21 protein-coding genes and 1 pseudogene are annotated in these 21,785 nt (G+C 47.3%); 15 read left to right on the top strand and 7 right to left on the bottom strand.

The window, feature by feature from the left end:
- Positions 1–35 precede the first annotated feature (35 nt).
- Positions 36–848 carry a Cof-type HAD-IIB family hydrolase gene (locus tag ACE5KN_RS09775; RefSeq protein WP_375525318.1) on the top strand — a complete coding sequence of 271 codons (813 nt, stop codon included), beginning with the start codon at positions 36–38 and terminating at the stop codon, positions 846–848.
- Positions 849–983: 135 nt separating this feature from the next.
- On the opposite strand, the gene ACE5KN_RS09770 is transcribed toward ACE5KN_RS09775, so the two are convergent.
- From ACE5KN_RS09770 to ACE5KN_RS09760, 3 genes are all read right to left on the bottom strand, one after another.
- Positions 984–1,259, bottom strand: a complete 276-nt coding sequence (locus ACE5KN_RS09770) for a hypothetical protein (RefSeq protein ID WP_375525319.1) — start codon at positions 1,257–1,259, stop codon at positions 984–986.
- Entirely contained in the window at positions 1,240–1,983 is a 744-nt protein-coding gene (locus ACE5KN_RS09765; protein ID WP_375525320.1) for a hypothetical protein, read from the bottom strand. The genes ACE5KN_RS09770 and ACE5KN_RS09765 overlap by 20 nt, the downstream gene beginning before the upstream one ends.
- A gap of 648 nt (positions 1,984–2,631) precedes the next feature.
- Entirely contained in the window at positions 2,632–4,233 is a 1,602-nt protein-coding gene (locus ACE5KN_RS09760) for an exo-alpha-sialidase (protein ID WP_375525321.1), read from the bottom strand.
- 466 nt (positions 4,234–4,699) lie between these two features.
- Between ACE5KN_RS09760 and ACE5KN_RS09755 the strand changes: the two genes are divergently transcribed.
- From ACE5KN_RS09755 to ACE5KN_RS09705, 11 genes and pseudogenes are all read left to right on the top strand, one after another.
- On the top strand, positions 4,700–5,800 hold the full coding sequence (locus ACE5KN_RS09755) for a GntR family transcriptional regulator (protein ID WP_375525322.1): 1,101 nt from the start codon (positions 4,700–4,702) through the stop codon (positions 5,798–5,800).
- Between the two features lie 166 nt (positions 5,801–5,966).
- Entirely contained in the window at positions 5,967–7,007 is a 1,041-nt protein-coding gene (locus tag ACE5KN_RS09750; RefSeq protein ID WP_375525323.1) for an NADH:flavin oxidoreductase, read from the top strand.
- 56 nt (positions 7,008–7,063) lie between these two features.
- Positions 7,064–7,366 (top strand): putative quinol monooxygenase, encoded by a 303-nt coding sequence (locus ACE5KN_RS09745; protein WP_375525324.1) that lies wholly within the window; start codon positions 7,064–7,066, stop codon positions 7,364–7,366.
- Between the two features lie 245 nt (positions 7,367–7,611).
- A complete protein-coding gene (locus ACE5KN_RS09740; RefSeq protein WP_375525325.1) occupies positions 7,612–8,628 on the top strand; it encodes an AI-2E family transporter in 1,017 nt (338 codons plus the stop codon).
- Positions 8,629–8,726: 98 nt separating this feature from the next.
- Positions 8,727–10,220 (top strand): aminotransferase-like domain-containing protein, encoded by a 1,494-nt coding sequence (locus tag ACE5KN_RS09735; protein ID WP_375525326.1) that lies wholly within the window; start codon positions 8,727–8,729, stop codon positions 10,218–10,220.
- Between the two features lie 56 nt (positions 10,221–10,276).
- On the top strand, positions 10,277–11,215 hold the full coding sequence (locus tag ACE5KN_RS09730; protein ID WP_375525327.1) for a D-alanine--D-alanine ligase: 939 nt from the start codon (positions 10,277–10,279) through the stop codon (positions 11,213–11,215).
- Positions 11,208–12,392 (top strand): aminotransferase class I/II-fold pyridoxal phosphate-dependent enzyme, encoded by a 1,185-nt coding sequence (locus ACE5KN_RS09725; protein WP_375525328.1) that lies wholly within the window; start codon positions 11,208–11,210, stop codon positions 12,390–12,392. Before ACE5KN_RS09730 ends, ACE5KN_RS09725 begins: the two co-directional genes overlap by 8 nt.
- An 87-nt stretch (positions 12,393–12,479) precedes the next feature.
- Positions 12,480–12,713, top strand: a complete 234-nt coding sequence (locus ACE5KN_RS09720) for a hypothetical protein (RefSeq protein ID WP_375533071.1) — start codon at positions 12,480–12,482, stop codon at positions 12,711–12,713.
- A 393-nt stretch (positions 12,714–13,106) separates the two neighbouring features.
- A complete protein-coding gene (locus tag ACE5KN_RS09715) occupies positions 13,107–13,976 on the top strand; it encodes a hypothetical protein (protein ID WP_375525330.1) in 870 nt (289 codons plus the stop codon).
- Positions 13,977–14,295: 319 nt separating this feature from the next.
- A complete protein-coding gene (locus ACE5KN_RS09710) occupies positions 14,296–15,129 on the top strand; it encodes a hypothetical protein (RefSeq protein WP_375525331.1) in 834 nt (277 codons plus the stop codon).
- Between the two features lie 310 nt (positions 15,130–15,439).
- Positions 15,440–15,550, top strand: a pseudogene (locus ACE5KN_RS09705) (transposase); the annotation flags it as partial.
- Between the two features lie 25 nt (positions 15,551–15,575).
- Here the strand turns inward: ACE5KN_RS09705 and ACE5KN_RS09700 are convergent.
- Together ACE5KN_RS09700 and ACE5KN_RS09695 are read right to left on the bottom strand one after the other, a co-directional pair.
- Positions 15,576–16,457: an ADP-ribosylglycohydrolase family protein gene (locus tag ACE5KN_RS09700; RefSeq protein ID WP_375525332.1), complete on the bottom strand. Its 882-nt coding sequence runs from the start codon at positions 16,455–16,457 to the stop codon at positions 15,576–15,578.
- A 120-nt stretch (positions 16,458–16,577) separates the two neighbouring features.
- Positions 16,578–17,369, bottom strand: a complete 792-nt coding sequence (locus tag ACE5KN_RS09695) for a helix-turn-helix domain-containing protein (protein WP_375533070.1) — start codon at positions 17,367–17,369, stop codon at positions 16,578–16,580.
- Between the two features lie 158 nt (positions 17,370–17,527).
- Here ACE5KN_RS09695 and ACE5KN_RS09690 point away from each other — a divergent pair, with 158 nt between their 5' ends.
- Positions 17,528–18,739: an MFS transporter gene (locus ACE5KN_RS09690; protein WP_375525430.1), complete on the top strand. Its 1,212-nt coding sequence runs from the start codon at positions 17,528–17,530 to the stop codon at positions 18,737–18,739.
- 194 nt (positions 18,740–18,933) lie between these two features.
- Here the strand turns inward: ACE5KN_RS09690 and ACE5KN_RS09685 are convergent, their stop codons facing one another.
- Together ACE5KN_RS09685 and ACE5KN_RS09680 are read right to left on the bottom strand one after the other, a co-directional pair.
- Positions 18,934–19,074: an IS3 family transposase gene (locus tag ACE5KN_RS09685; RefSeq protein WP_375525334.1), complete on the bottom strand. Its 141-nt coding sequence runs from the start codon at positions 19,072–19,074 to the stop codon at positions 18,934–18,936.
- On the bottom strand, positions 19,049–19,507 hold the full coding sequence (locus tag ACE5KN_RS09680) for a DDE-type integrase/transposase/recombinase (RefSeq protein WP_375525335.1): 459 nt from the start codon (positions 19,505–19,507) through the stop codon (positions 19,049–19,051). The genes ACE5KN_RS09685 and ACE5KN_RS09680 overlap by 26 nt, the downstream gene beginning before the upstream one ends.
- Between ACE5KN_RS09680 and ACE5KN_RS09675 the strand changes: the two genes are divergently transcribed.
- Both ACE5KN_RS09675 and ACE5KN_RS09670 read left to right on the top strand, forming a co-directional pair.
- The gene (locus ACE5KN_RS09675) at positions 19,413–19,943 is read left to right on the top strand and encodes a sigma-70 family RNA polymerase sigma factor (protein WP_375525336.1); all 531 of its coding nucleotides are present in this window, start codon (positions 19,413–19,415) and stop codon (positions 19,941–19,943) included. The genes ACE5KN_RS09680 and ACE5KN_RS09675 overlap by 95 nt on opposite strands.
- On the top strand, positions 19,930–21,402 hold the full coding sequence (locus ACE5KN_RS09670) for a DUF4179 domain-containing protein (protein WP_375525337.1): 1,473 nt from the start codon (positions 19,930–19,932) through the stop codon (positions 21,400–21,402). Before ACE5KN_RS09675 ends, ACE5KN_RS09670 begins: the two co-directional genes overlap by 14 nt.
- Positions 21,403–21,785 lie beyond the last annotated feature (383 nt).

The following is a 21,785-nucleotide window of genomic DNA, read 5'->3' as shown; positions in this document are numbered from 1 at the left end:
CCAGTACAATATTAAATACATTACGGAGGATTTATATGATTAAACTCGTCGTAACTGATCTGGACGGAACTTTTCTGAATAACAAAGGTACATTTGATACGGAATTATTTAAACAGGTGTATGCTGATATGCAGAAGCAAAATATTGCTTTTGCAGCATGTACCGGGAAGCAGTGTGAGCGGGTAGAGAAGCTGTTTGCAGAACATGGCAAAGGCATTTGGATATTGGGGGACAGTGCGGCAAAAATAAAAAAAGACGGAAAGCTCATAAAGGAGTTTACAATTGACAATAATTTGGCACAAAAATCCATTAGCATCATCCAGCAATTTGATCCGGAAATCACCATTATTGCTTGTACAAGCGAAGCTGCTTATGTGCTTACGGCAATAAATGATGAGCTTTTCAACATAGTTAAACATTCTTATGAAAAAGTGATTAAAATGGACTCGTTTCACCAGATTGAAAGTAACTTTATTAAAATTACGGTCTTCGACCCGGAAAGCAGAAGCTCTGAGCTAAGAAAATATATTGAAATTACATTGCTGGAACAAATCTATATTGTAGATTCCGAGCCCAAATGGCTGGATATTACGGCTCTTCATACACATAAAGGGGAGACGGTCAAAACACTTCAGAGCATGCTCGGCGTAACCTTTGAGGAAACTATGTCTTTTGGAGATGGGGAAAACGATGTAGAGCTCATGAATATTGCCAAGTATAGTTTTGCAGTTCGCAACGCATGTGAAAATACCAAGAAGGCGGCAAGTTTTATTACAAAGTCCAATGAAGAAAATGGAGTTCTGCTCACTATACAGCAACTAATGGATCTGCAAAAAACAGATGTCTAACATAAGAAAAAATGGAGGAGGGGGGCGGCCCCCTCCATAGTAATAGGCGGCTGAATGATAATCTGGCGTTCGTTATAACCAGTCAGTGCAGCGCTTTGCGCACCTAAGCGGTCGCTTTATTGTCGGATTTAAACATCATCCGTTTACAGCGAGATCAAGCAGGTCTGCGGCAACTTCCTTTTGATCCTCGGGAATGGTATGCATCCATTCCCGAAGAGCCGACTGCAAACCACTCACAGTCACCGTCTGTGTCTCCACGATCCTCTGAAGCTGCGGCGGCAGCTTCAGGCCTTCCTGCTGACTGATGTCAGCCGCCATGCCGACAACCGTGGAAAGCTGGCATTGGCGATGATCGTCGAGACTGCAGGCCTTACCCAATTCATATACTTTCTCATTGTCTGGTTGACTCATACGATTGGCCTCCCCAGGCTTTCAGTACATCCCTGCGAAATCTTGAGTTCAGTTCTGTCGCTTCCTTCTGAGCGAGTTCCAAGGTCTCCGCATCCGGATCTCCATTGACTCTACGCGAGATTTGAGCATAACGGGCTGCCACCCATTCAAGATCATCCGGTGTAACCATGCCATTTATAAGTTTATGGCGCGCTTCACGGAGCTCAGGCAGCACCTGTTTAATTTCCTCACGCATCTTCTCGTCTAACTGCTGCAGATTTTCAGGGGCGTAACGAATTCTTTCCAATCCGTTCGCATGCTCTTCCGAACGCTCAAGCCGTATTTGAACTTCGGGATGCTCTATACCGTCTGCCCTGGCGAAGCGCAGCGCTTCTTTGAGGGATGCCGCTATTGCTGTCAGCTCTGGTACGGGTTCGGCCAGCTTTTGCTGAATAGAGGAAATAGCTTCTGCATACTTGGCTAAAACTTCACGGTCTTTCTCCGGAGTGGCGGCCAGCTTGTCCGGTGTCAAATCATACTCCAGCAAAGCGGAGATCTCTTCCCGGGCTGTCTCTGCATCGCCCGCCTTGAGCGCGGCAGAAACCGCCGACAAGTGGGCTCTGGTACAAGGGATACAGCCCACCGATACATGCATGTCCGGCGCATACTGGCTGTACGGCTTTACTGGCTCAGACAGGCTCACCGTTTCCGTTGAGTCGATGTAATTTCCTCTTTCCATACTCATTGTTAGCCTCCTTCATAGATGTCGGTCTCTTAACAAAAGCTCTCGTAAGGATGTCTGCTTAACGTCTTCACCAGCAATTTGAATGCCGCTTTTATCTGCGCAAGCCCCCCTGTCTATCGTGAAGTAATATGAATAGACGGAGGTTCCGTCGTATTCCGAAACTGAGCGGCCTTTTGGCCTAATATGCCAACTTGGCCGTGTAGCTTTGCGTACCCACTTTTCATGGGCCGCTGTTGTCGTTCAATGTTGAAAATTTGAATAATTTTGATCTAAGAAGAATCTACCAGGGATTATTTTCCACGTGAATAGGTAATAAGACCCAATTATAATAAAGTTTTACTTTGCAGCTAACGTTATGGTTTAATGCGGGTCATCTCGACGATTTAACAGGAACTATGGAAATGAAACGCAGAAGCCAACAATGATTTACGAATTACTTTTATAGGCGGATAATTGGTGATGTTGGTTAATGAGAGGAATGACGGTGAGCAAAACATATGTGATACGGCAAAGAAGCCGCGGAAATCGCGGCTTCCTTGGTTCAGGTGCCAAGGGAGGAAAGATACCATAAGCTATAAACGGCCAGCATACAGCTCCACAAAGGCTGCAACATGGCGGTCACCGGAAATCACCGTAATGTAGTCCCGTTCATTCCCGGATAAACTCGACCTGATCGATATCCGCCCATTGGGAAGGGGAGGAGTTGGATACGTAAAATCCGATCGTCGCTTTGCCGGCTGTCACTTGAATATTCGGAATCGTCACAGGCGTCCATGAAGTCGTAACCGGGAAGGCCGTTTGCAGCGTGCTGCCTCCATAATCCTTCACTTCCATAACGCAGCTGTTCTGGCCGCCGCTGCTGCGCAAGCGGGCCCGCATGGTATATGTACCGTTATCCAGACCGGTGACAGTCTGGCCGACATATGCGGTTGAAGGGCCGCTTGTGCCCGCGAGTCCGACAAAGTAGGAGCCTTCCGCCGCGGGCAGCCCGACGCCATCATTTGCGCCATGGATAAGAATGCGGTTGGGGTAATCGTCCCCGTACGTGGTCCAGCCCGCCACATTCGCCGTTTCAAAGCCGGGATTGTTGACAAGATTCGTCTGTGATGGGGTCATGGCATACCCAAAACGCAAATAAATGCCGGTCGATGGATAATTCGCGCTGGTAACGGCTGCAACACGGGTAGAATCGATGGTCATCAGGGCGTTCCAATTGGCGGACTTCGTATCGGAGACCGGGAATACATTGTATTTATCCTGCCATGTCGCGCCGTTATCGGAGCTGATCATCGTATGCATCGAGCTATAGGCATCTCCCGTATTAGCGCTGCTTTCATCCGTCTGGAAGGAGGCCATAAGACGACCGTCAGCGAGCTTCACGACGAATGGAGCGCCGGCCTTTTTGCCGCTGCCTGCCGGCACGTACAGTGTTTGGCGGGGACCCGACCAATTAAAGCCGTCCGGCGAAATTTTATATTTGATAACAAAAGGGTGGCCGGGTACATCCGAGGCTTCGAATACGGTGATATAACGACCGTCCTTCATCCGCGTGATGACCGGCATGCCGTCGCGGGAGCCGGCGGCGACTCCGTCGCTGACTGTGATACGATTGTCCCAGCCGCTTCCGTTCCACGTCTTCATGTACAAATTTTGCAGCCCGGTCGTTCCGGCCGTGGCAGGACTGTCATCCGCATACAACACAACGATTTTGCCGTTGATCATTTCCAGGTGCGGCTCCCACAATCCCTTAAAGCTGTCGGCGGTCGAACTCCCGATCAATCCGCCCGGCAAATCGCTCCAGGTGCGGCCGTTGTCGGTGCTTCTGCGAACGTTCAGCTGAGTTTCATAGGTTGAGCCTTTCTGCACAACCAGCCGGTAGGCCAACCAAATTTCGCCGTTCGGCAGCTTGAGCATTTGGCCATTCGCCGTATTGCCGCTCGCATTGGAGACGACCGTGACCGGTTCACTCCAGGTGGAGCCGCCGTTTTGCGTTCTGGAAACCGCAACGCGCGTATTGCCTCCACCGGCGTTGGTGTCGAAGGATACAAGCCACTCGCTCGGCGAAAGCATGAGCATCCTCGGGTACCATGCGCCTCCTGAAGGCGGAGTGAAGATGGCAATCTGCTGCGAGGGCCACGCTATACCGGATGATGCGGCGTAAGCCGCCGGCAGCGGAATTGCCGTTAAAGCCAGCGCGAGTATAACGACAAAGGAAAGCGGTTTAAACCATAAGCGTTTGTTCCGTTTCATATGCAATGTACCTCCCAATCTGATTTAGAAAACGCTTTCTAGATTGAATTGTATCGAGTCGGTACAAAATAAGATATACTAAATTTAGGATATTTTTAAGTCTTTAAGCCGTTTCTTCAAAACACGAAACGGAATAACCCTCGGTCTGGACTTGGTTCGGACCGTTTTTCATATTTACAAGCGGAAAATCATCTTATAATAATATGATTATGATAACTTTCATCATAAAAGTGCGTGTTCAAAAAGTCAGGTTTTCAGCACCGAGAAGATTGGATGAAGATAGGGACTGAGGAGCGGAGCGTACTTAGGGTACGTGAGCACCTGAAATGTTTCCGAAGGAAACATGCTTCGTAAGCATCAGCTTAGGCCCGGCTGAATTCAAGATTCGATGTCGAGTCCGCTCCCTGACTTCCTTCGTGATCAAAAGATGACTTTTTGAACTACCTCTAAAAGGTGGTGGTGGGCGTTGAAATCATTGCCGTTATACAGAAAAATCCAGGAAGATATCAAGCGGCTGATCGCCATTGGCAAACTGCGGGAAGGCGACCGGGTTCCATCGGAGAAGGAATTGTCCGAACGTTACCGTGTCAGTCAAATTACAAGCAAAAACGCACTGATCGGACTGAGGGAGGAAGGCCTGCTTGTGCGGATCCAAGGCAAGGGCACGTTTGTCATGAGCAGACCCGAGAACGCTTCCACGCTTGAGCAATTGGGCGAATGGACTGCAGGTCCGGGCAGAAGCGGACGTATCGGGCTGGTGCTGCCAACGATGAAAACGAAAGTGGACCAGCGATTTCTGGACTATATCGAGAAATATGCAACGGCTGCAGGTTATGAGGTGATGGTGAGAATTACGCGCGAGTCCCAACTGGAAGAGACCAAGGTAATCTCGTCTTTTTTGAAGCAGGGTGTAGACGGATTGATTATTTTCCCGGTTGAAAACGAGACGTACAACGATTCCATTCTGCGTCTGTCGCTGGACCGTTTCCCTTTTGTCCTGATCGACCGTTTTTTGAAAGAGATCAAGACCTACAGTGTAAGCTCAGACAACGTAAATGGCACAAAGGAAGCGGTGAGGCATTTGTTCGACAAAGGCCATTCGGCCATTGCGTTCATTTCGCCGGAAATTACGAATACGGTAACCGACGAGAGGGCTCAAGGGTTCGAGCAGGCCTTCCTTGAACGCGGCTTGCCGATCGACAAAAGCTTATGGTGTCTCCTTCCATTGGAAACGATTGCATCGGGTCAATCCGTCGTTAAGATCGCAGGATTTTTAGAAAACAACCCCGATATTACCGGTGCCGTTATGGCCAATACAGAGCTGTGCAGAAGCGCCTATGAAGCGGCAGCTGCAATCTGCAAGCGGGTACCGGACGATCTGGAGTTGATTAGCTTCGATCCGCCGGAGCTGCCAAACGTACCGTTTGTCCGTCAAGACGAGGAAGAAATGTGCCGGCTGACCGTAAATCTGCTGATGGAGCAGATCGAAGGGGGATACGAGGCGAGAAGGATCGTGGTGCCAGTTATGCTTGTAAAGGAATTTTCCAATTACACATGTGATAATTGACTAGGTAGTCAATAACTGATATTGTAGTTAAAAAGGTGCGTATGCAATAATTCTGTGAGGGAGGTGATACTTAAAGAATATAGAACGTATTAAATTTTTTTAGGATTTTCTTGACTGTAGATTCAAAAAGCTGCCGTCAACATACAAAATATATCTGGAGGTTGTTATGACTAACTCTAATTCCGTTCAGGCTTTGTTCCAGCCATTTTCAATCAATAATATGACTCTGTCCAATCGCGTCGTGATGGCGCCGATGACCCGGCAATTTTCTCCTGAAGGTGTGCCTGGGGATGATGTAGCCGCCTATTACCGCCGCAGAGCGGAAAACGGAGTCGGACTTATTGTGACCGAAGGCACGATCATCAATCATCCGGATTCGTCCAATCAGGAAAATGTGCCACACTTCTATGGGGAAGAGGCATTAAACGGCTGGGCCAACGTAGTGGCTGAGGTACATAAAGCGGGCGGACGGATCATACCGCAGATCTGGCATATGGGAGCCCGCGGCCATGTCGGCGATTATACGGAAGCAGAAATTGCCGAGATAGTGGAAGCTTTTGCGCAGGCGGCAGCCGATGCGAAGCGGGTCGGCTTTGACGGGATCGAGCTTCACGGTGCGCACGGATATTTGATTGACCAATTTTTCTGGAATAAAACAAACCCTCGCACCGACCGTTATGGCGGTGATTTGGTGGAACGCACCCGCTTTGCGGTGGAGGTCATCGAAGCTTGCCGCCGTGCCGTCGGACCGGACTTCCCCATCGTGCTGCGCTTCTCGCAGTGGAAGGGCAGCGACTATTCAGCCAAATTGGCGACAACGCCGGCTGAACTGGAGCAATTTCTGGCACCGTTGACTGCTGCAGGAGTAGATGTTTTCCACTGCTCCACCCGCCGCTTCTGGGAGCCTGAATTCGAAGGTTCTGACATGAATCTTGCCGGATGGACCAAGAAGCTGACAGGGAAACCGACAATCACCGTTGGATCGGTCGGGTTGGATAGTGAATTTATGGCTCTCTTGACCGAAGGAAAGGGAGCGGGTACTACCAACATCGATGGCTTGATCGAAAGACTGGAGCGGGGAGAGTTCGATCTGGTAGCCATTGGTCGGGCATTATTGGCCGATCCCGCCTGGGTAAGTAAAATTCGTGATGGCCGTATCGACGAGTTGAGTCCATTTTCGCCCGATGCGCTGAAAACACTCTATTAAGTTCCGCGCAAGGACAGTTAATGAGTCAAATAAATAGTGAGAAGAGCTGAAATTTAATGATTATTATTGCTGGACATGTATACGTAAACCCGGATGAACTGGAGGCATTCGTATCTGAGGCACGTGCGACCATTCCGGATGCTCTTGTTGCTGATGGTTGTTTATTCTTTTCCTGCGCCATTGACGATCCTGAAGAAGGCAGTATGATCATGCTGGAACGCTGGCGTGATCAGGAAGCCTTAAGCGCATACCTGGCTACACCTAAGGTAGAAGCACTTTTTGCAAAATGGGGCAGCAAAATGAGGAATGAAGTGCGCAAGTTCGATGCTTCCAATGAACGGGCACCGATGGAAGTATGATATCAGATACGCTGTAATTTTAACATCGCCAAATTGCTGGCGATGTTTTTTACACTCAGTCACGGATTTCCCGATTCGGTTTACCCGACCTCAATTCTGCGGGAGTTCAGGGCGGGCTTGCCTCTTGTTTCGAAGTGGGGTATTCTTAAACAAACATAGAACGGATGGAATAATTTGAGCAGAAATGCAACCCAGGATGCTCACCACCGTAATAGAGGTTTGAATGAATGTAAAGAGGGGAATTCATGGAAGCATTGCGCACTTTTTTTGCCCAGACCTGGGTTCGAAGAATCTCGTTTTTTCTGCTTGTCGTTGTGCTGTTGTACAGTCTTCGGCATATGCTGAATCTTTTGCTTCTCCTGTTCCTCGTCACCTTTGTCATGGGACGCCTGCAGGGATTCATCACCAAGCAATTGAACCGCCTTTTTCCCGTTTCGCCGACCGTCGTCGTCATCATTTTGTATGCGCTGCTCGTGGCAGGGCTGGTCACCGGCATTTCAAACTACGTTCCGAAGCTCATCCGCCAGGTTAGTGACGTGATTAACAGCATCACCCTTTTTCTTGCCACTCCCAACGACAATCAAGTCATTCAGTGGCTGATCGATGCACTCCATAAAGGGGATGTCAAGTACGAGGACTATCTGGGAAATGTCATCGACTACCTTGCAAAATTGGGCAAGTGGCTGGAGATCATCCTTTTTGTCATTTTCCTCAGCTTCTTCTATTTGCTGCAGCGGAAGAAAACCATTGCCTTCACGGAAAAATTCCGCACAAGCAAAATCAGCTGGCTTTACAAGGAATTCGAATATTTTGGCCGCAAGTTCACCTCCTCTTTTGGCAAGGTCATCGAAGTACAGCTGCTGATCGCGCTGTTCAACACAGTGCTGACAATGATCGGACTGTGGATTATGGGATTCCCGTATTTGTTCGCTTTGACGATCATGGTGTTCCTGCTTAGCCTCATTCCGGTAGCGGGTGTAGTCATTTCGTTCATCCCCATCGGTATCATCGGGTTCCAGATCGGCGGCATAACACTTGTCATCTGGACGGTCGTCATGATTCTGGCCATTCATGCGCTTGAAACGTATTTTCTCAATCCCAGGCTGTATGCACACAAAACAAAGATCCCGATGTTTTACACGTTCATGGTCCTTATCTTTTCCCAGCATTATCTGGGGATTTGGGGACTCATCATCGGTATTCCTATCTTTATGTTTTTCCTGGATCTGTTCGAGGTTGAACAATCGGACGCGAAAATTTAAACCAAACGAAGGAACCATCCCAGGATGAAAAATCCAGCAGGGTGGTTCTTTTTTTCTTTTGTCTACCGTGTCATCATTACAAGTGGGGGCGATCAAGGATGTTTCAGGATTTCAAGCTTGTCGGTGACCGCCCGGTCGCGATACAAGTGAAAGAATACGTCAAACGTTTAATTATAAAAGGGGCGCTTCAGGCGGATCAGAAGCTGCCTTCCACACGGGAAATGAGCGATGTGCTCAAGGTGAGCCGCAATACAGTCATTGCAGCCTATGAAGGCCTTGAAGACGACGGATTTACGTATGCGATTCCAGGAAAAGGGAGTTATGTGGCTGTTATGTCCGGCCAGTTGGCTCCAAATAACGGAGGAGCTGATGGCTCCGCCGCCGCATGGCAGATCGACTGGAAGACAAGAATGAACGAGTATGCCGTATCGGCTGTAGAACTGGATATGATGAAGCAGGGCATTCGCGCCAAAAAAGGAACCATCTCGTTCACAAGCATCGCTCCGGATGAGCAGCTGTTTGATCTGGGAGATGTAAGGCGCGCCTTTCTGGACCGTATGGCCATCGAAGGGCAGGTGCTGCTCAACTATGGCTATGCCAAGGGTTACAAACCCTTGATCGATTACCTGATGCGTTATATGGAAAATAAGGGTGTCGATATCAGCGGCAAGGATATGCTGATCACAAGCGGGTTTACAGAGGGCTTTGATATTGTGCTGTCGGCATTGCGCCCATCTGCCCGCCGCGGAGCGGCAATTTGTGAAAATCCGACCCATCATACAGCGATCAAAAATTTGAAGCTGCAAGGATATGAGGTCACTGGCATTCCGATGGAGCGCGACGGTATCGGTGTGAATCAGCTTGAGGCGGTACTGCAGAAGCAGCCGCACCGCTTCGATCTGGCCTATTTAACTCCGTCTTATCACAATCCTACTGGCATCGTCATGTCGCCCGCGAAACGAAGCGCGGTGATGAAACTGATGATGCGTTATCAGATTCCAGTGATCGAGGATGGATTCAACGAGGAGCTGCGCTACTCGGGAGCGCATGTTGCGCCGCTAATAGCAACAGCAGGGCAAGGGAACGGGGTCATCTATATCGGCAGCTTCTCCAAAGTACTGTTCCCTGGCTTGCGCGTGGGCTGGGTGCTTGGAGACCGGGCACTGATCGACCATCTGGAAAGCATTAAGCGTGCACGTTCCATTCATACTTCAACACTTGATCAATCCGTATTATATCAATATTTGCTCAACGGAAACTTTGATAAATATATAAAAAAAGCACGTATGGAATATAAGCGCAAATATGAGCTTGCGAAAGCATGCTGTGAAGCGCATCTCCCTGAGGCACGGCTGTCCGGCGACGGGGGCTTGCATTTGTTTCTTACCCTCCCGGAAGGCGTAGATACACGCCGACTGCTGGAAGCTTGCACAGATCAGGGGGTTATTTTCACACCAGGAGACAGGTTTTTCATTCAGGAAGGCGAAGGGACGAATACATTTCGGCTTGGTTTTTCACGAGTAACAGATGAACATATCGAGCGGGGGATTCGGATCATCGGCCAACAGGCGCGCAGCTTTCTCAAGGCATAACGGGAAACGCAATCCGCGGCCGTACAACGATAATTCAAGAAAAATGAGGTGTCATCATGAAGATTGGCGTTATTATGGGTGGGATTTCCACTGAGCGTGAGGTTTCGCTGCAGACAGGGCAAGAGATGATTCATCATTTGGACCGCAGCCATTATGAGGTCGTTCCAATTGTGATCAATCAGCGGGCGGATTTAATCACACAGGTTCAGCAGGCAGATATCGATCTCGCGCTCTTGGCGCTGCATGGCCAATATGGCGAGGACGGCACGGTGCAGGGAGCGCTGGAGACGCTGGGCATTCCATATACGGGCAGCAGTGTCCTGGCCAGCAGCCTATGCATGAATAAGCAGCTCTCCAAGATGCTGCTGAAGGCAGCGGGTGTGAATACGCCTGTGGGCCTTTACTGGCAGGGGATGGACGATTATGATCCGCAGGCAGTGGAGCAGCTGGGTTACCCGGTTATAGTAAAACCGAATATGGGGGGATCCAGCATCGGCATCCAGCTTGTGCAGCATGAGAAAGAGCTGCTGCCTGCTGTGAAGGAGGCTAGCCGTTTGGATCAAACGATCTTGATTGAGCCCTATATTAAAGGGACAGAGCTTACCTGCTCGATTGTGGATGGCGAAGTATTGCCAATCATCGGCATTCGCTCCGCGCATTCTGAATGGTTCGATTATAAAGCAAAGTATGAGGACGGCGGAGCCGAGGAGAAGGTGATTCAGCTGCCTCCCGTTATTGAGCAGCGTGTGCGCGAGGCGGCACTGGCCAGCTATCGGCTGCTGCAGTGCAAGATTTATGCAAGAGTTGATATGATTTTGTGTCAGGATGTACCTTTTGTACTGGAAGTAAACACCTTGCCGGGAATGACCGTGAACAGCCTGCTGCCGAAGAGCGCAGCTGCTGCAGGAATGACTTTTACACAGCTGCTGGATCGTATTATTGCCAGCTCGCTCCATGAACGAAAACGGGAGTGGGGGATGGTGCAATATGTTTAGTAAAGAGGGAAAAGGCCAGTTTTTGTCCTCTCGTGTACGGGAGATTCGGCCATCGGGAATTCGCGCTTTTTTTGATCTGAATGCGGCTGGCGGAGATACTATCGCCCTTGGCGTCGGAGAACCGGATTTCGTTACACCGGAAAGGGTACGTGAAGCTTGCATCCAGGCATTGCGTGAAGGTCAGACGAAATATACCTCAAATGCCGGGTTGATGGAGCTGAGGGAAGAGATTTCGGCTTATTTTGCCAGCAGCTTCGCTCTTTCCTATGACCCTGAGCAGGAAATCATCGTGACGGTGGGCAGCAGTCAAGCCGTTGACCTGGCGCTTCGGGCCGTGATCGATCCCGGCGATGAGGTGCTGATTCCGGCGCCAAGCTATATTGCCTACGAACCGATCGCCCATCTGCATGGCGGTAACATCGTGGAGGTGACAGCTACGGCCGAAGAGGGGTTCAAGCTGACCCCACAAGCGCTGCAAGCGGCGATTACGCCTTATTCCAAGGTTTTGATGATCAATTATCCGTGTAATCCGACCGGAGCAGTGATGACAGAGCAGGATTGGCTGCCGATTGCAGAGCTCGTTATCAAGCATAATTTGGTGGTCATTTCGGATGAAGTTTATGCTGAGCTGACTTATGGGAGAAAACATGTCAGTATCGCATCTTTACCGGGCATGAAGGAGCATACGATCGTCATCAGCGGCTTTTCCAAAGCGTTCGCCATGACAGGCTGGCGGGTAGGTTATGCCTGCGGCCCGCGCGAGCTCATCGCAGGCATGCTGAAAGTCCACCAGTACACGACCATGTGCGCTCCTACCATTGCACAGATCGCCGCGCTCGAATCCTTGCGTCACGGCCTTGCTGCCAAGGATGAGATGATGGCGAGTTACAATGAGCGGCGCAAGCTGTTTGTTGCCGGCTTGAATGCCATCGGTCTGGCCTGTCACGAGCCTGAGGGGGCTTTCTATGCCTTCCCGTCCATTGCTTCGAGCGGTATGTCATCCGAGCAATTCGCTCTGCGCCTGTTGAAAGAAGCGAAGGTGGCAGTCGTACCGGGGCATGTCTTCGGATCGGGGGGAGAGGGTTTTATTCGCTGCTCCTATGCAACCTCGCTTGTCGACTTGGAGAAGGCCTTGGAGCGGATGGGAAAATTTATGCAGGTGATGCAGCCGGTTTGATCCGGCTTGCTGCGTCATCCTTCCATTCATTGTTTAGAAAAGGGCAAGATCGTATAATTTAGATAGTTTCCGGAAAATGAACCGAGCTTGCAGCAGTTTATCCAAAACGTGAAAGGAGATGTTTCGTTCATGGGACTGGAAAAGATCTTGGATGACATTGAGCGCAGAGGCGAACAAAGAGGCAAGCAAATCGGTGAGCTAGAGGGCAAAGAAGCCGTAGCTAAACAGTTAATCATGATGGGCATGGATAGTTCATCTATTGCACAGGCTACCGGATTTTCTATCCAAACCATTGAAGAGTGGCGTAAGCAAGCACATTAAATTCCGTTTTTTTGGAACGGTTTTTCTTTTTCGTATGGCATTGCGATCATCAACGTGATTGCTTTTAAGAAGTACATGCAATCCAAAAGAATAATCCGAAAGGGAAGAAACACATTTTAAATCCGACTGGAGAAAGTCGGATTTATTTTTTCACTATAACTCATATACGAGACTATTAGTTAGCGTTCTTTCTCCAGGATTCCCGTTATTCTAGTACAGATTTATCCGTCCCGTTCCCATACTTCACGCTTTCATATTGGAAATCTATTTACCACATTTTCGAATAAGTTTCAATAATATTGCGAAAATAATATATTACGAATTTTTGTAATTGACCTATGGAAAATAATGCTATAAAATTGGAGTAAATGGTGTGAGGTGGGGGTAGTGATCTTGGATGATTTATACTTAGAGGATCTAAGAATTGACTCCTTAGTAGATTTATTAAAAGCTGCTTACTCTCTTGAGGATTGGGGTAGAATGATTGAAATTGCTGATAAACTTCTTCTATCAGCCGAAATGGTGTACTCAAAACAGAAAAAATCAATAGATTCAGGGAAACGCTACATTTATTTAGACGGGAAGAGGCACATTGTTTATTATTTTGGATTTAGCAAACTGATGAAGGGAACTGCCTTTGAAAAAATGGGAAGATACGCGGAAGCACAAGAGTGTATTAAGTTTTACACTGATCTCTCTTGGCTGGATGATGGAACAGAAGAGGCTGAAAAAGAGATTAATATTTTCAAAATGTTTGCTAAGGGCAATAGCCTTACTGTTTCACTTCTTGACGGTAAGCAGGAATATCTTGCCCCCTATGTACAGTACATTGAAGAATCCAGAATTGAAGAATTGTTGCCTGGCTTGGAGACTATCCTAAAGTCAGGAATTGACCATGGTTTCTCCGCGAATGGGGTTCTCGATCGATTTAAGAACGACATTGAGAAAGCTATTGAGATCTGTAGTAAAAAAGGTGAAGCTATTTATGTAGCAAAATTCTATTATAAGCTTTCAATCTACTATTTTAAAACTGGGCAGTATGAAGCTGCATTACATAATACATTGAAAGCTTTAGAAGCTTCTGGTAACTTTAACGATGTAATAGTGTTTAGAAAAAGTGTAGCGTTATTTGAGTCGCTTCGGGGCTATGCAGGCGTAGATCAGCAACAACGATACGTAGCCCTAATGAGCAATATTTTAAAGGAGGAATTGGAAAATGAAAAAAATACTTTTATCAGTGATGATCACATTCGGGTTAATTAGTTTAGTGGTCCCCGTAAACACTAACACAGTTACAACCAATTCTCATGGTGTTGGACACTAAACCTTATTAGACACCAATGAGAAAACGGCTCTTCGCTATAGAGCGATTTGACATGTAGCCTCTGCGGGCATGAGTACTCGCGAAAGTCGCGAAGCACAAGGTCATCGCGATGCTAACCAGCTTATCAATGTCCGCCCCTCCATATAAAATCGCAGGCTATTTTACCCATATCGAGTAGCGAGGAAGCGAGAAAACCAACGGATGAAAAATTGTAAGGCTATAAAATCGAAGCAAATGGTGCGAGGTGGAGGGAGTACATTGGATGATTTGCATTTAGACGATTTAAGAATTGATTCTTTAGTTGATCTTATACGGGCATCTTTCTTCTTGGAAGAATGGAGTAAGATGTTTCAAATATCGGATAAACTCCTTCTATCAGCAAATAAAGTATACTCGAAACAAAAAAAGGCTTTAGAAGCTGGTAAACGGTATGTTTTCGATGATCGTAAAAGGCATATCGTCTATTATTTGGGCTATAGTCATATGTCAAAAGGCATTGCCCTTTACAACATGAAGAGATTCGAAGAATCGAAAGAATGCATCAAACAATATATTGATCTATCTTGGCTAGACGACGGCAGCAAAGAAGCTAAAGAGGAAGTAGAATTCTTTAAATTATTCGCCAGAGGCAATTCGTACACAGTATGTTTACTTGAGGGGGAGCTTGAGGTTTTAGATTCTTATGTACAATTTCTAAAAGAATCAAGGCCAGAAGAGCTCTTTCCCGGATTAATTACAATTCTTGAAGCAGCATTAAGACATAATTTTAATGTAGATGAAGTTATTCAATCCTTTAAGACAGATGTTTTAAATACAATCTCTTACTATGAAAATCAGAATAATATGACAAGGCATTTAACGAAATACTATCATAAAATGTCTCTATATCTCTTTAGAGAGGGTAACTATAAAGAGGCGGTACATTACACATTAAAAGCATTAGAACTGTCTGATAAATTTAATGATATGGTATTCGATAAAAAAAGCACTGCTCTATTTGAAGAGGCTTCGGATTTGTTGGCTTTAGTGGGAATGGAAAAACTAACCATACTGGTCGTTTCGCATTTATTATCCAAAAATCACATAAAATGATGTATATTGCTGAAAAGTCCGATTGTTTAAAACGTTTTGTAAGCAATTATACTTTGGATTGTTGCGGTTAAAGCTTTATATATTTGATCCTTGGAATTTGTGGAAAGTAGCATTTCACTTTTTTAAAGACATCTTCGGTTATTCGGAGATGTATTTTTGCGTAGGGATGTTGAAACTTAAGAAGCCGCATTCAAATAGAGGCCTTTCTTTGACAAACTAACTCAGTTGCAATTGACCCATGGAAAATAGTGCTATAAAAACTGTCGAATAAAAATACTCATAGGTTGGATGACCGATGTGGACCTCTACCGTCTATATGGACGCTATTCACTATAAAGTCAAACAGGATGGAGCCATTGTGAACCAAGCGGCCTATATGGTCATTGGCATTGACCTGGTCGGCAACAAGGAAGTGCTGGGCTCACAAATGGACGGACGCTGGAGCACTAGAGTTCGTTTCTCAATGCATACAGCTGCAAAATTATCCGGTCGAGCTTCTCCTTAATCAGGATCTCCTCCGCATATCGGACAGGAATGCCCTCATATCCGTAATGAATGCCTGCCAACCCGCCGGCAATGGCGCCAATCGTATCGGAATCTCCTCCTAGATTAGCCGCCTGCTGCACAACCCCTGCAAAATCTGATGCATGAAGTAAAATATGCAGTACCCATCGGAAGGTATGTACCACAAAACCGCTTGGCGGGCAATCCGGATGTGCTTCAATAATACCTTCGTATTCACTTCCCGCCACCTCGGCCAGGATGGCTGCTCTTAAACTTTCGCCCTGTAGAAGGCGGTGAGCCATGCGATTGTACATGATACAGGCCTCGGAACATCTTGGATCATAATGTGTCATTCGTGACTGAATCACCGTCACACGCTCCATGGCCACCGTGTCCTTGTAGGCCAGTGCTGCCGGCAGACATCGCATAAGGGAACCGTTCCCGCCGCTTTGCCCTAAATCCATGTGCGCAATAAAGGCCGCCTCAATCCAGTCTCCCTCGTATTTTTCAAAAACATGACGAATGATATTCCCTATGTCTTTGGGACGCGATTGGTACCATTCCACAAAATAACGCCCAATCGCCTCCACCGGGTCGTCAGGATTTTCGAGAATCCCTTCCGCCACGCAAAGCGTCATCATGGTATCGTCGGTCACTTCGCCTGGTTTCAGGCTCCATACCCCTCCGCCGATGATCTCTGTCAAATAGCCGTATTTCGCCTCAATTTCCCTCGTACTCATAAATTCCGTCGTTCCGCCGAGAGCGTCGCCCACTGCCAATCCGTACAGCCCACCCTTGATACGGTCCATAAGTTTAATATCCATGCAGGCACCTCATATTCTCTTCATTTTTAGAAAGACCTCGCCAGGTATCAACAGGCTCGAAGAATTACACTACAATTGTTCAACCAGCCTGCAGGTTACCAAAAGTGTCCAATGCCGGAATTATCGACGTACAACCCTGCTGCGGCACTGCTCAGGCCTAACTCCGTAGGTTTTGGCGAAAGCACGGTAGAATGGGCTGGTACTTGAATAGCCCAGGCTGAGAGCGATATCCGTAACGCTTGTTTGGCTAGTCCGCAGAAGATGCATTGCCTCTCTCATTCTGAGTTTCAGCACATATTGATAGGGGGTTTCACCTGTTGCGGATTTGAATAGACGAATGAAATGGTATCGGCTTTGCATGGCGATCCCTGCCAATGTATCAACCGAAATTTCCTCCCGATAATGACTGTGAATATAGTCAAGTACTTGATGCAGATGATGACCCTTGCCGGTATCCGGTTTGGTGGATGCTGAATAACAAAGAGATGGAAGCTTGCTCCCGTTCATCGTGGCAGTTAGATACTCGATCACCTGTATTTCCGTTTGCTCCCGAATCAACCGGTCGCATGGATCGCTTCCCATAAGGGCAGCCGTCCAATTGCAAAAATACCGATTCAGCTGCATCGGATCAAACTGCTGCTTCACCTGCCATTCGACTGCTGGACCCAGCTTGGAGCTGCCCATGCCTTCCTGCCGGATTTTAAAGATAAGCAATCCAGTGGTACCAGCGGCAGTGAAGGAATGATGTTCACCGGGATGCTGAATCAGCGCTTCACCACCATTCAGCCTGTACTCCTTGTTCTCCTGTGTAAATTGGCAATTGCCATGTACAGGCATAGTAATTTGATATTCGGAATCATGCGCATGAGGCTGATTCGTAAATTCCCCGTCAATCCGCCACAACTCTAGCAACGGTGTTGTGATTTGTACAATCATTGTCTTCACCCGAACACCATTGTATCATAAATATCCGGCACTTTTGGTCACTGATCGCGCAACAATTCTGATGACGAGCCCGCTTGAAATCGGGTAGGATGGGGAGAAATCTAGAAAACGAAAAGGTGATCGATATGTCCCGTCTTTCTGTAACAACTACAGCAAAACATGCTGTCAGCACTACGCTGTTAGGCGTTAGCGCAGCACATTTGTTAAATGATCTAATGCAGAATACCGTTCCCGCCGTGTTTCCCATGTTTCAACAGTCGATGAAGCTCAGCTTCACCCAAATCGGCTGGATTGCTTTTACGCTTAATCTGACGGCATCTATCCTGCAACCACTTATCGGAGCTTATACAGATCGACGGCCGAGCCCTATAATGCTGCCTCTCGGCATGGTTTTCACACTGCTTGGCATGGCAGGACTGGCGCTTTCGCCCAACCTGACCTCGCTCATCTTATCTGCTGCGTTCATCGGGATCGGATCTTCAGTCTTGCACCCCGAATCTTCACGTGTGGCCCATTTGGCTGCAGGCAAGGGGAAAGGACTGGCGCAATCGATTTTCCAAGTAGGCGGAAATGCCGGACAAGCGCTTGCGCCACTACTTGTCGCTTATATTGTTACTCCGCGTGGTCAAGCTGCCTTCCTCTGGTTCACGCTGCTGGCAGCAGCAGGATTCGTCATTCAGTCATATATTGCCCGCTGGTACAGGTCACGGCTGCTTATAGAACAAGGTACTGAATTGAAATTGACCGCTCCGAGTGTTCGGACAGCCCGCTCGACAGGTTATGTTTGTTTTGTTGTCGGCGTACTTCTTGCTCTGCTCTTTTCCAAGTTCGTTTATTTGGCAGGTATGACAGGTTATTATGCGTTCTATTTCATGGAACAGTACGGCCTTTCCTTAGGTCGTGCACAGGCTGCCCTGTTCGTTTTGCAGTTTGCAGGGATGGTTGGAACCCTGCTAGGCGGTCCTTTGGCGGACCGGTTCGGCCGCAAGCAGGTCATCTGGTTTTCCATTCTTGGCACAGCACCATTTTCCTTGCTGCTGCCCTATGCCGGACCACTCGGTGCCATCCTGCTGTGCGTGCCTGTCGGCGCTATTCTGATGTCAGGATTCTCGGTCATCATCGTTTACGCGCAGGAAATGCTGCCAGGGCGGGTCGGTATGATCGCCGGCTTGTTCTTCGGGCTTTCCTTTGGTTTGGCTGGTCTCGGTTCCGTCGTACTGGGCTGGCTGACGGATCAGACCAGCGTAGAGTTCACGATCCATCTCTGTTCCTATTTGCCGCTTCTCGGTATTTTCGCGTTCCTTCTGCCAAAAGACGAGAAATTGATAAGTGGTTAACAGTCTCATGAGAAATACTAATCAAGCGGAAAGGAACAAGAGCTACCGGAAAAGATATCGCCATAAATTCACATTATGAAATGAATTAGAGTGGTATAGCGGGTAAACCCCCGTCTCTATAACTGGCAAGCCCCCACTTAGTGGACATTGAAAAAACATCTAGGCTGCAAACTGGCGCCGGTACTCTATCGGCATCAGTTTTTTAATTTCCGCTGTGGCCGTCTTTGGTTGTAAAACCGTATATATTTCTTGATTCTTCTTTGCGTTTCCGCCAGATTTCGGATATCATTTGGATAGAGACCTTCCGTTTTAAGATGCGAGAAGAAGCTCTCCATGGAGGCGTTGTTCTAAGCAATTGCCTCGGCGAGACATGCTGATTTGGGCGCCAACCTTTGGCAGCATGTCGTGGTAAGCGTGAGACGTGTACTGGAAGCCATGGTCGCTGTGAACGATCAGTCCGGTCACGTCTTTTTGCTTGGCAAAAGCTCGGATAAGAACACATCGCTTCGAAAGTCGCCTGAATGGCGCTTTTTTTGTTTTAAGGTCATATATGTCCCCTGGTGTCTGCGCCCACGCTGCAAGACTTTTAAACTTTGTGTTGCTCCTATGAACCAGATCAAGTCTTTGATGATCTAATTGAATAGATAGACTTGAGAGGAAAGGGGAGGCCTGCGTGGATTTATCAGAGAAAGCAGATCTTGCAAGACAAGGGGATAAGGAAGCTTTCGTGTATTTAGTACGAGCTGTCCAGCAAAGTCTGTTTGTCATAGCAAGATCAATCGTGAAAAACGACGAAGATTGTGCGGATGCGATGCAGGAGACCATTACTAAAGCTTTTTCTAATATACATACTCTGAAAGAGCCTGCTTATTTTAAAACTTGGATCATTCGGATTTTGATCAACGAGTGCAACAGGATCATCAGGAAAAAGAAGCGGGTATACCCCGTCCCTTATGATATGAGAAAGACATCATATCAGGGTGATTATGAACAAATCGAGCTGTTTGAAATCATTGACGAACTGGATGAACCGCTTCAAATCATCGTGACGCTTTTTTATATCGAGGATTTATCGGTCAGGGAAATATCTAAAGTACTCGAAGTTTCCGAAGGAACAGTAAAATCACGTTTATTCAGGGCCAGACAGCAATTATCCGAGCTCGTTCTGCCAGGGAAAGGGGGTGCCAGATATGAATTATCATGATCCGGTTGACCGCGAGCTTAAACAATTTTTCAAATCCAAAACACAAGACTTGGTCATCCCTGATGCTGTACAGTTCGCTGTGGGGAACACGCTTTCCTCACTCTCTGAGCAGAATATGAAAAAGAGAGCCCCCCATAAACGATGGAGATGGACGGTGGCAGCCATAGCCCTCTTATTTCTCCTCGGTACGGTTTCAATCTTTACAGTGCCGACATTTGCCGAAATGATCAGGTCTTTATTTGCCAAAGACAACCCGGATACCGGGCTGCTGCGGGCACAGGAACTGGGATTGGTGTATGATCCGCATATTAAAGTGAAGGATAAAGGTTACACGCTGGTGATTGATGAAGCTGTTGCGGATCCCGCCCGAGTGACGATTGCTTTACAGCTTTTTGATGAAAAAGGAAAGCATGATCGCGACAAGCTGATCCTTAGCGATACGAACAAGATTACGATCAAAGATGATAAAGGAAACACAGTAGACAGCATGTACGATATGGGATACACACATGATTTTTATTATATGGTTGCTTACTTTAGCGAGCCGCTGCAAACAGACAGTATTACGATAGAAGGGAATATTGGATCTCTTGGAGAATGGAACGAACCTGCAATAAAAGGAAATTGGGACTTTAGCTTTGAGATGGATATGAAAGAGGCAAACAGGCAGACCAGAATTGAGGAACTGACAGGCAGCTACACAACACCGCATGGCATGACTGTCACATTAAAAAGGCTGACGAGAATGGTGCAAGGTGTACGTCTCGAACTGGAGACCGAGCTTGATGAAACGGCAATGACAAGATCCCCAGGGGATCTATGGGAACAGCAGATGCTGAGCTTTCATTTCGAGACTCTGGAGGGAGAAGAAATTCATTCAGTAAATCCGAGAAAAGGGGGTTACATGGACAGCCTGATGACCTCTGATCATACCGTGATTGGGAAAGGAAAAATGCGTTGGAGTTATACTTTCAAGTACCTCCCTGAGCAAGAAGCGTACCGATTTGTCCTGGATGGATACTCAATCGCGGAAATGGACGGCAGCAGGATTTCAATCCGGCCGTCGGAGCTGACGAATCCCAAAGCTTTCAAACTATTGGAGGATAAAGTGGAACTGGTTGGGACCTCGCTTGAGAAAGCGCAAAAGGGTGATGGCTTATATGAAACATCTGTCTCATTTTACGGAGAAATGGAAAATGAAATAAGCCATGATGAATGGAAAGCCTACGATTCAACAGGCAAGCAGTATGATGTAAGTATGAGGGGGACATCAACTGTTGTAAATTCTTTGCCTGATCGTTGGAGGGAGGGGCTTATCGCCATGGGGGATCGCAGCACACAGCAGCCTTACGAATTCCGGATTACGGGATTAGACGAGATTCCGGAGGAGCTTACCCTGGTAAGAGAAGTGGTGGATAGACGCTATAAAGACCCTGATTGGTCAATATTGCTAGAATAGCAGAATCTGACCATCGTTTGTTTGGAAAACTCCCGACAGAAAAAGCGCCGGCTCACGATGTTATCATGAGACAGGCTCTTTTTCGATTGATTCCACATATACGCTCAAATGGAGTCTCTGTTAGGAACAATATTTCAGTTAAATATTGTTGAAAGTCCCATTTTATAAAAGAAATATAGGGCGAGCAACGAAAACAAAGATAGATCGTTACTCCCCCATGATTATTTTTCTGCATCTTTACTATACAAGTATATAAGCCAAAAACCAATTATAAATAGAAGAAACGGAATCGCAAACCACCATAAATGAATATTAAAGATATTATATCGAAAGGCTCCACTATTGATGTCAGCAGAACGTTCTACTGATTTAAGAGCTGAGAT

This window comes from Paenibacillus terreus (assembly GCF_042138595.1).
Lineage (GTDB): Bacteria > Bacillota > Bacilli > Paenibacillales > Paenibacillaceae > Paenibacillus > Paenibacillus terreus.
Note: the sequence above shows the minus strand (reverse complement) of the source record. Positions and strands in the feature narration are given on the sequence as shown.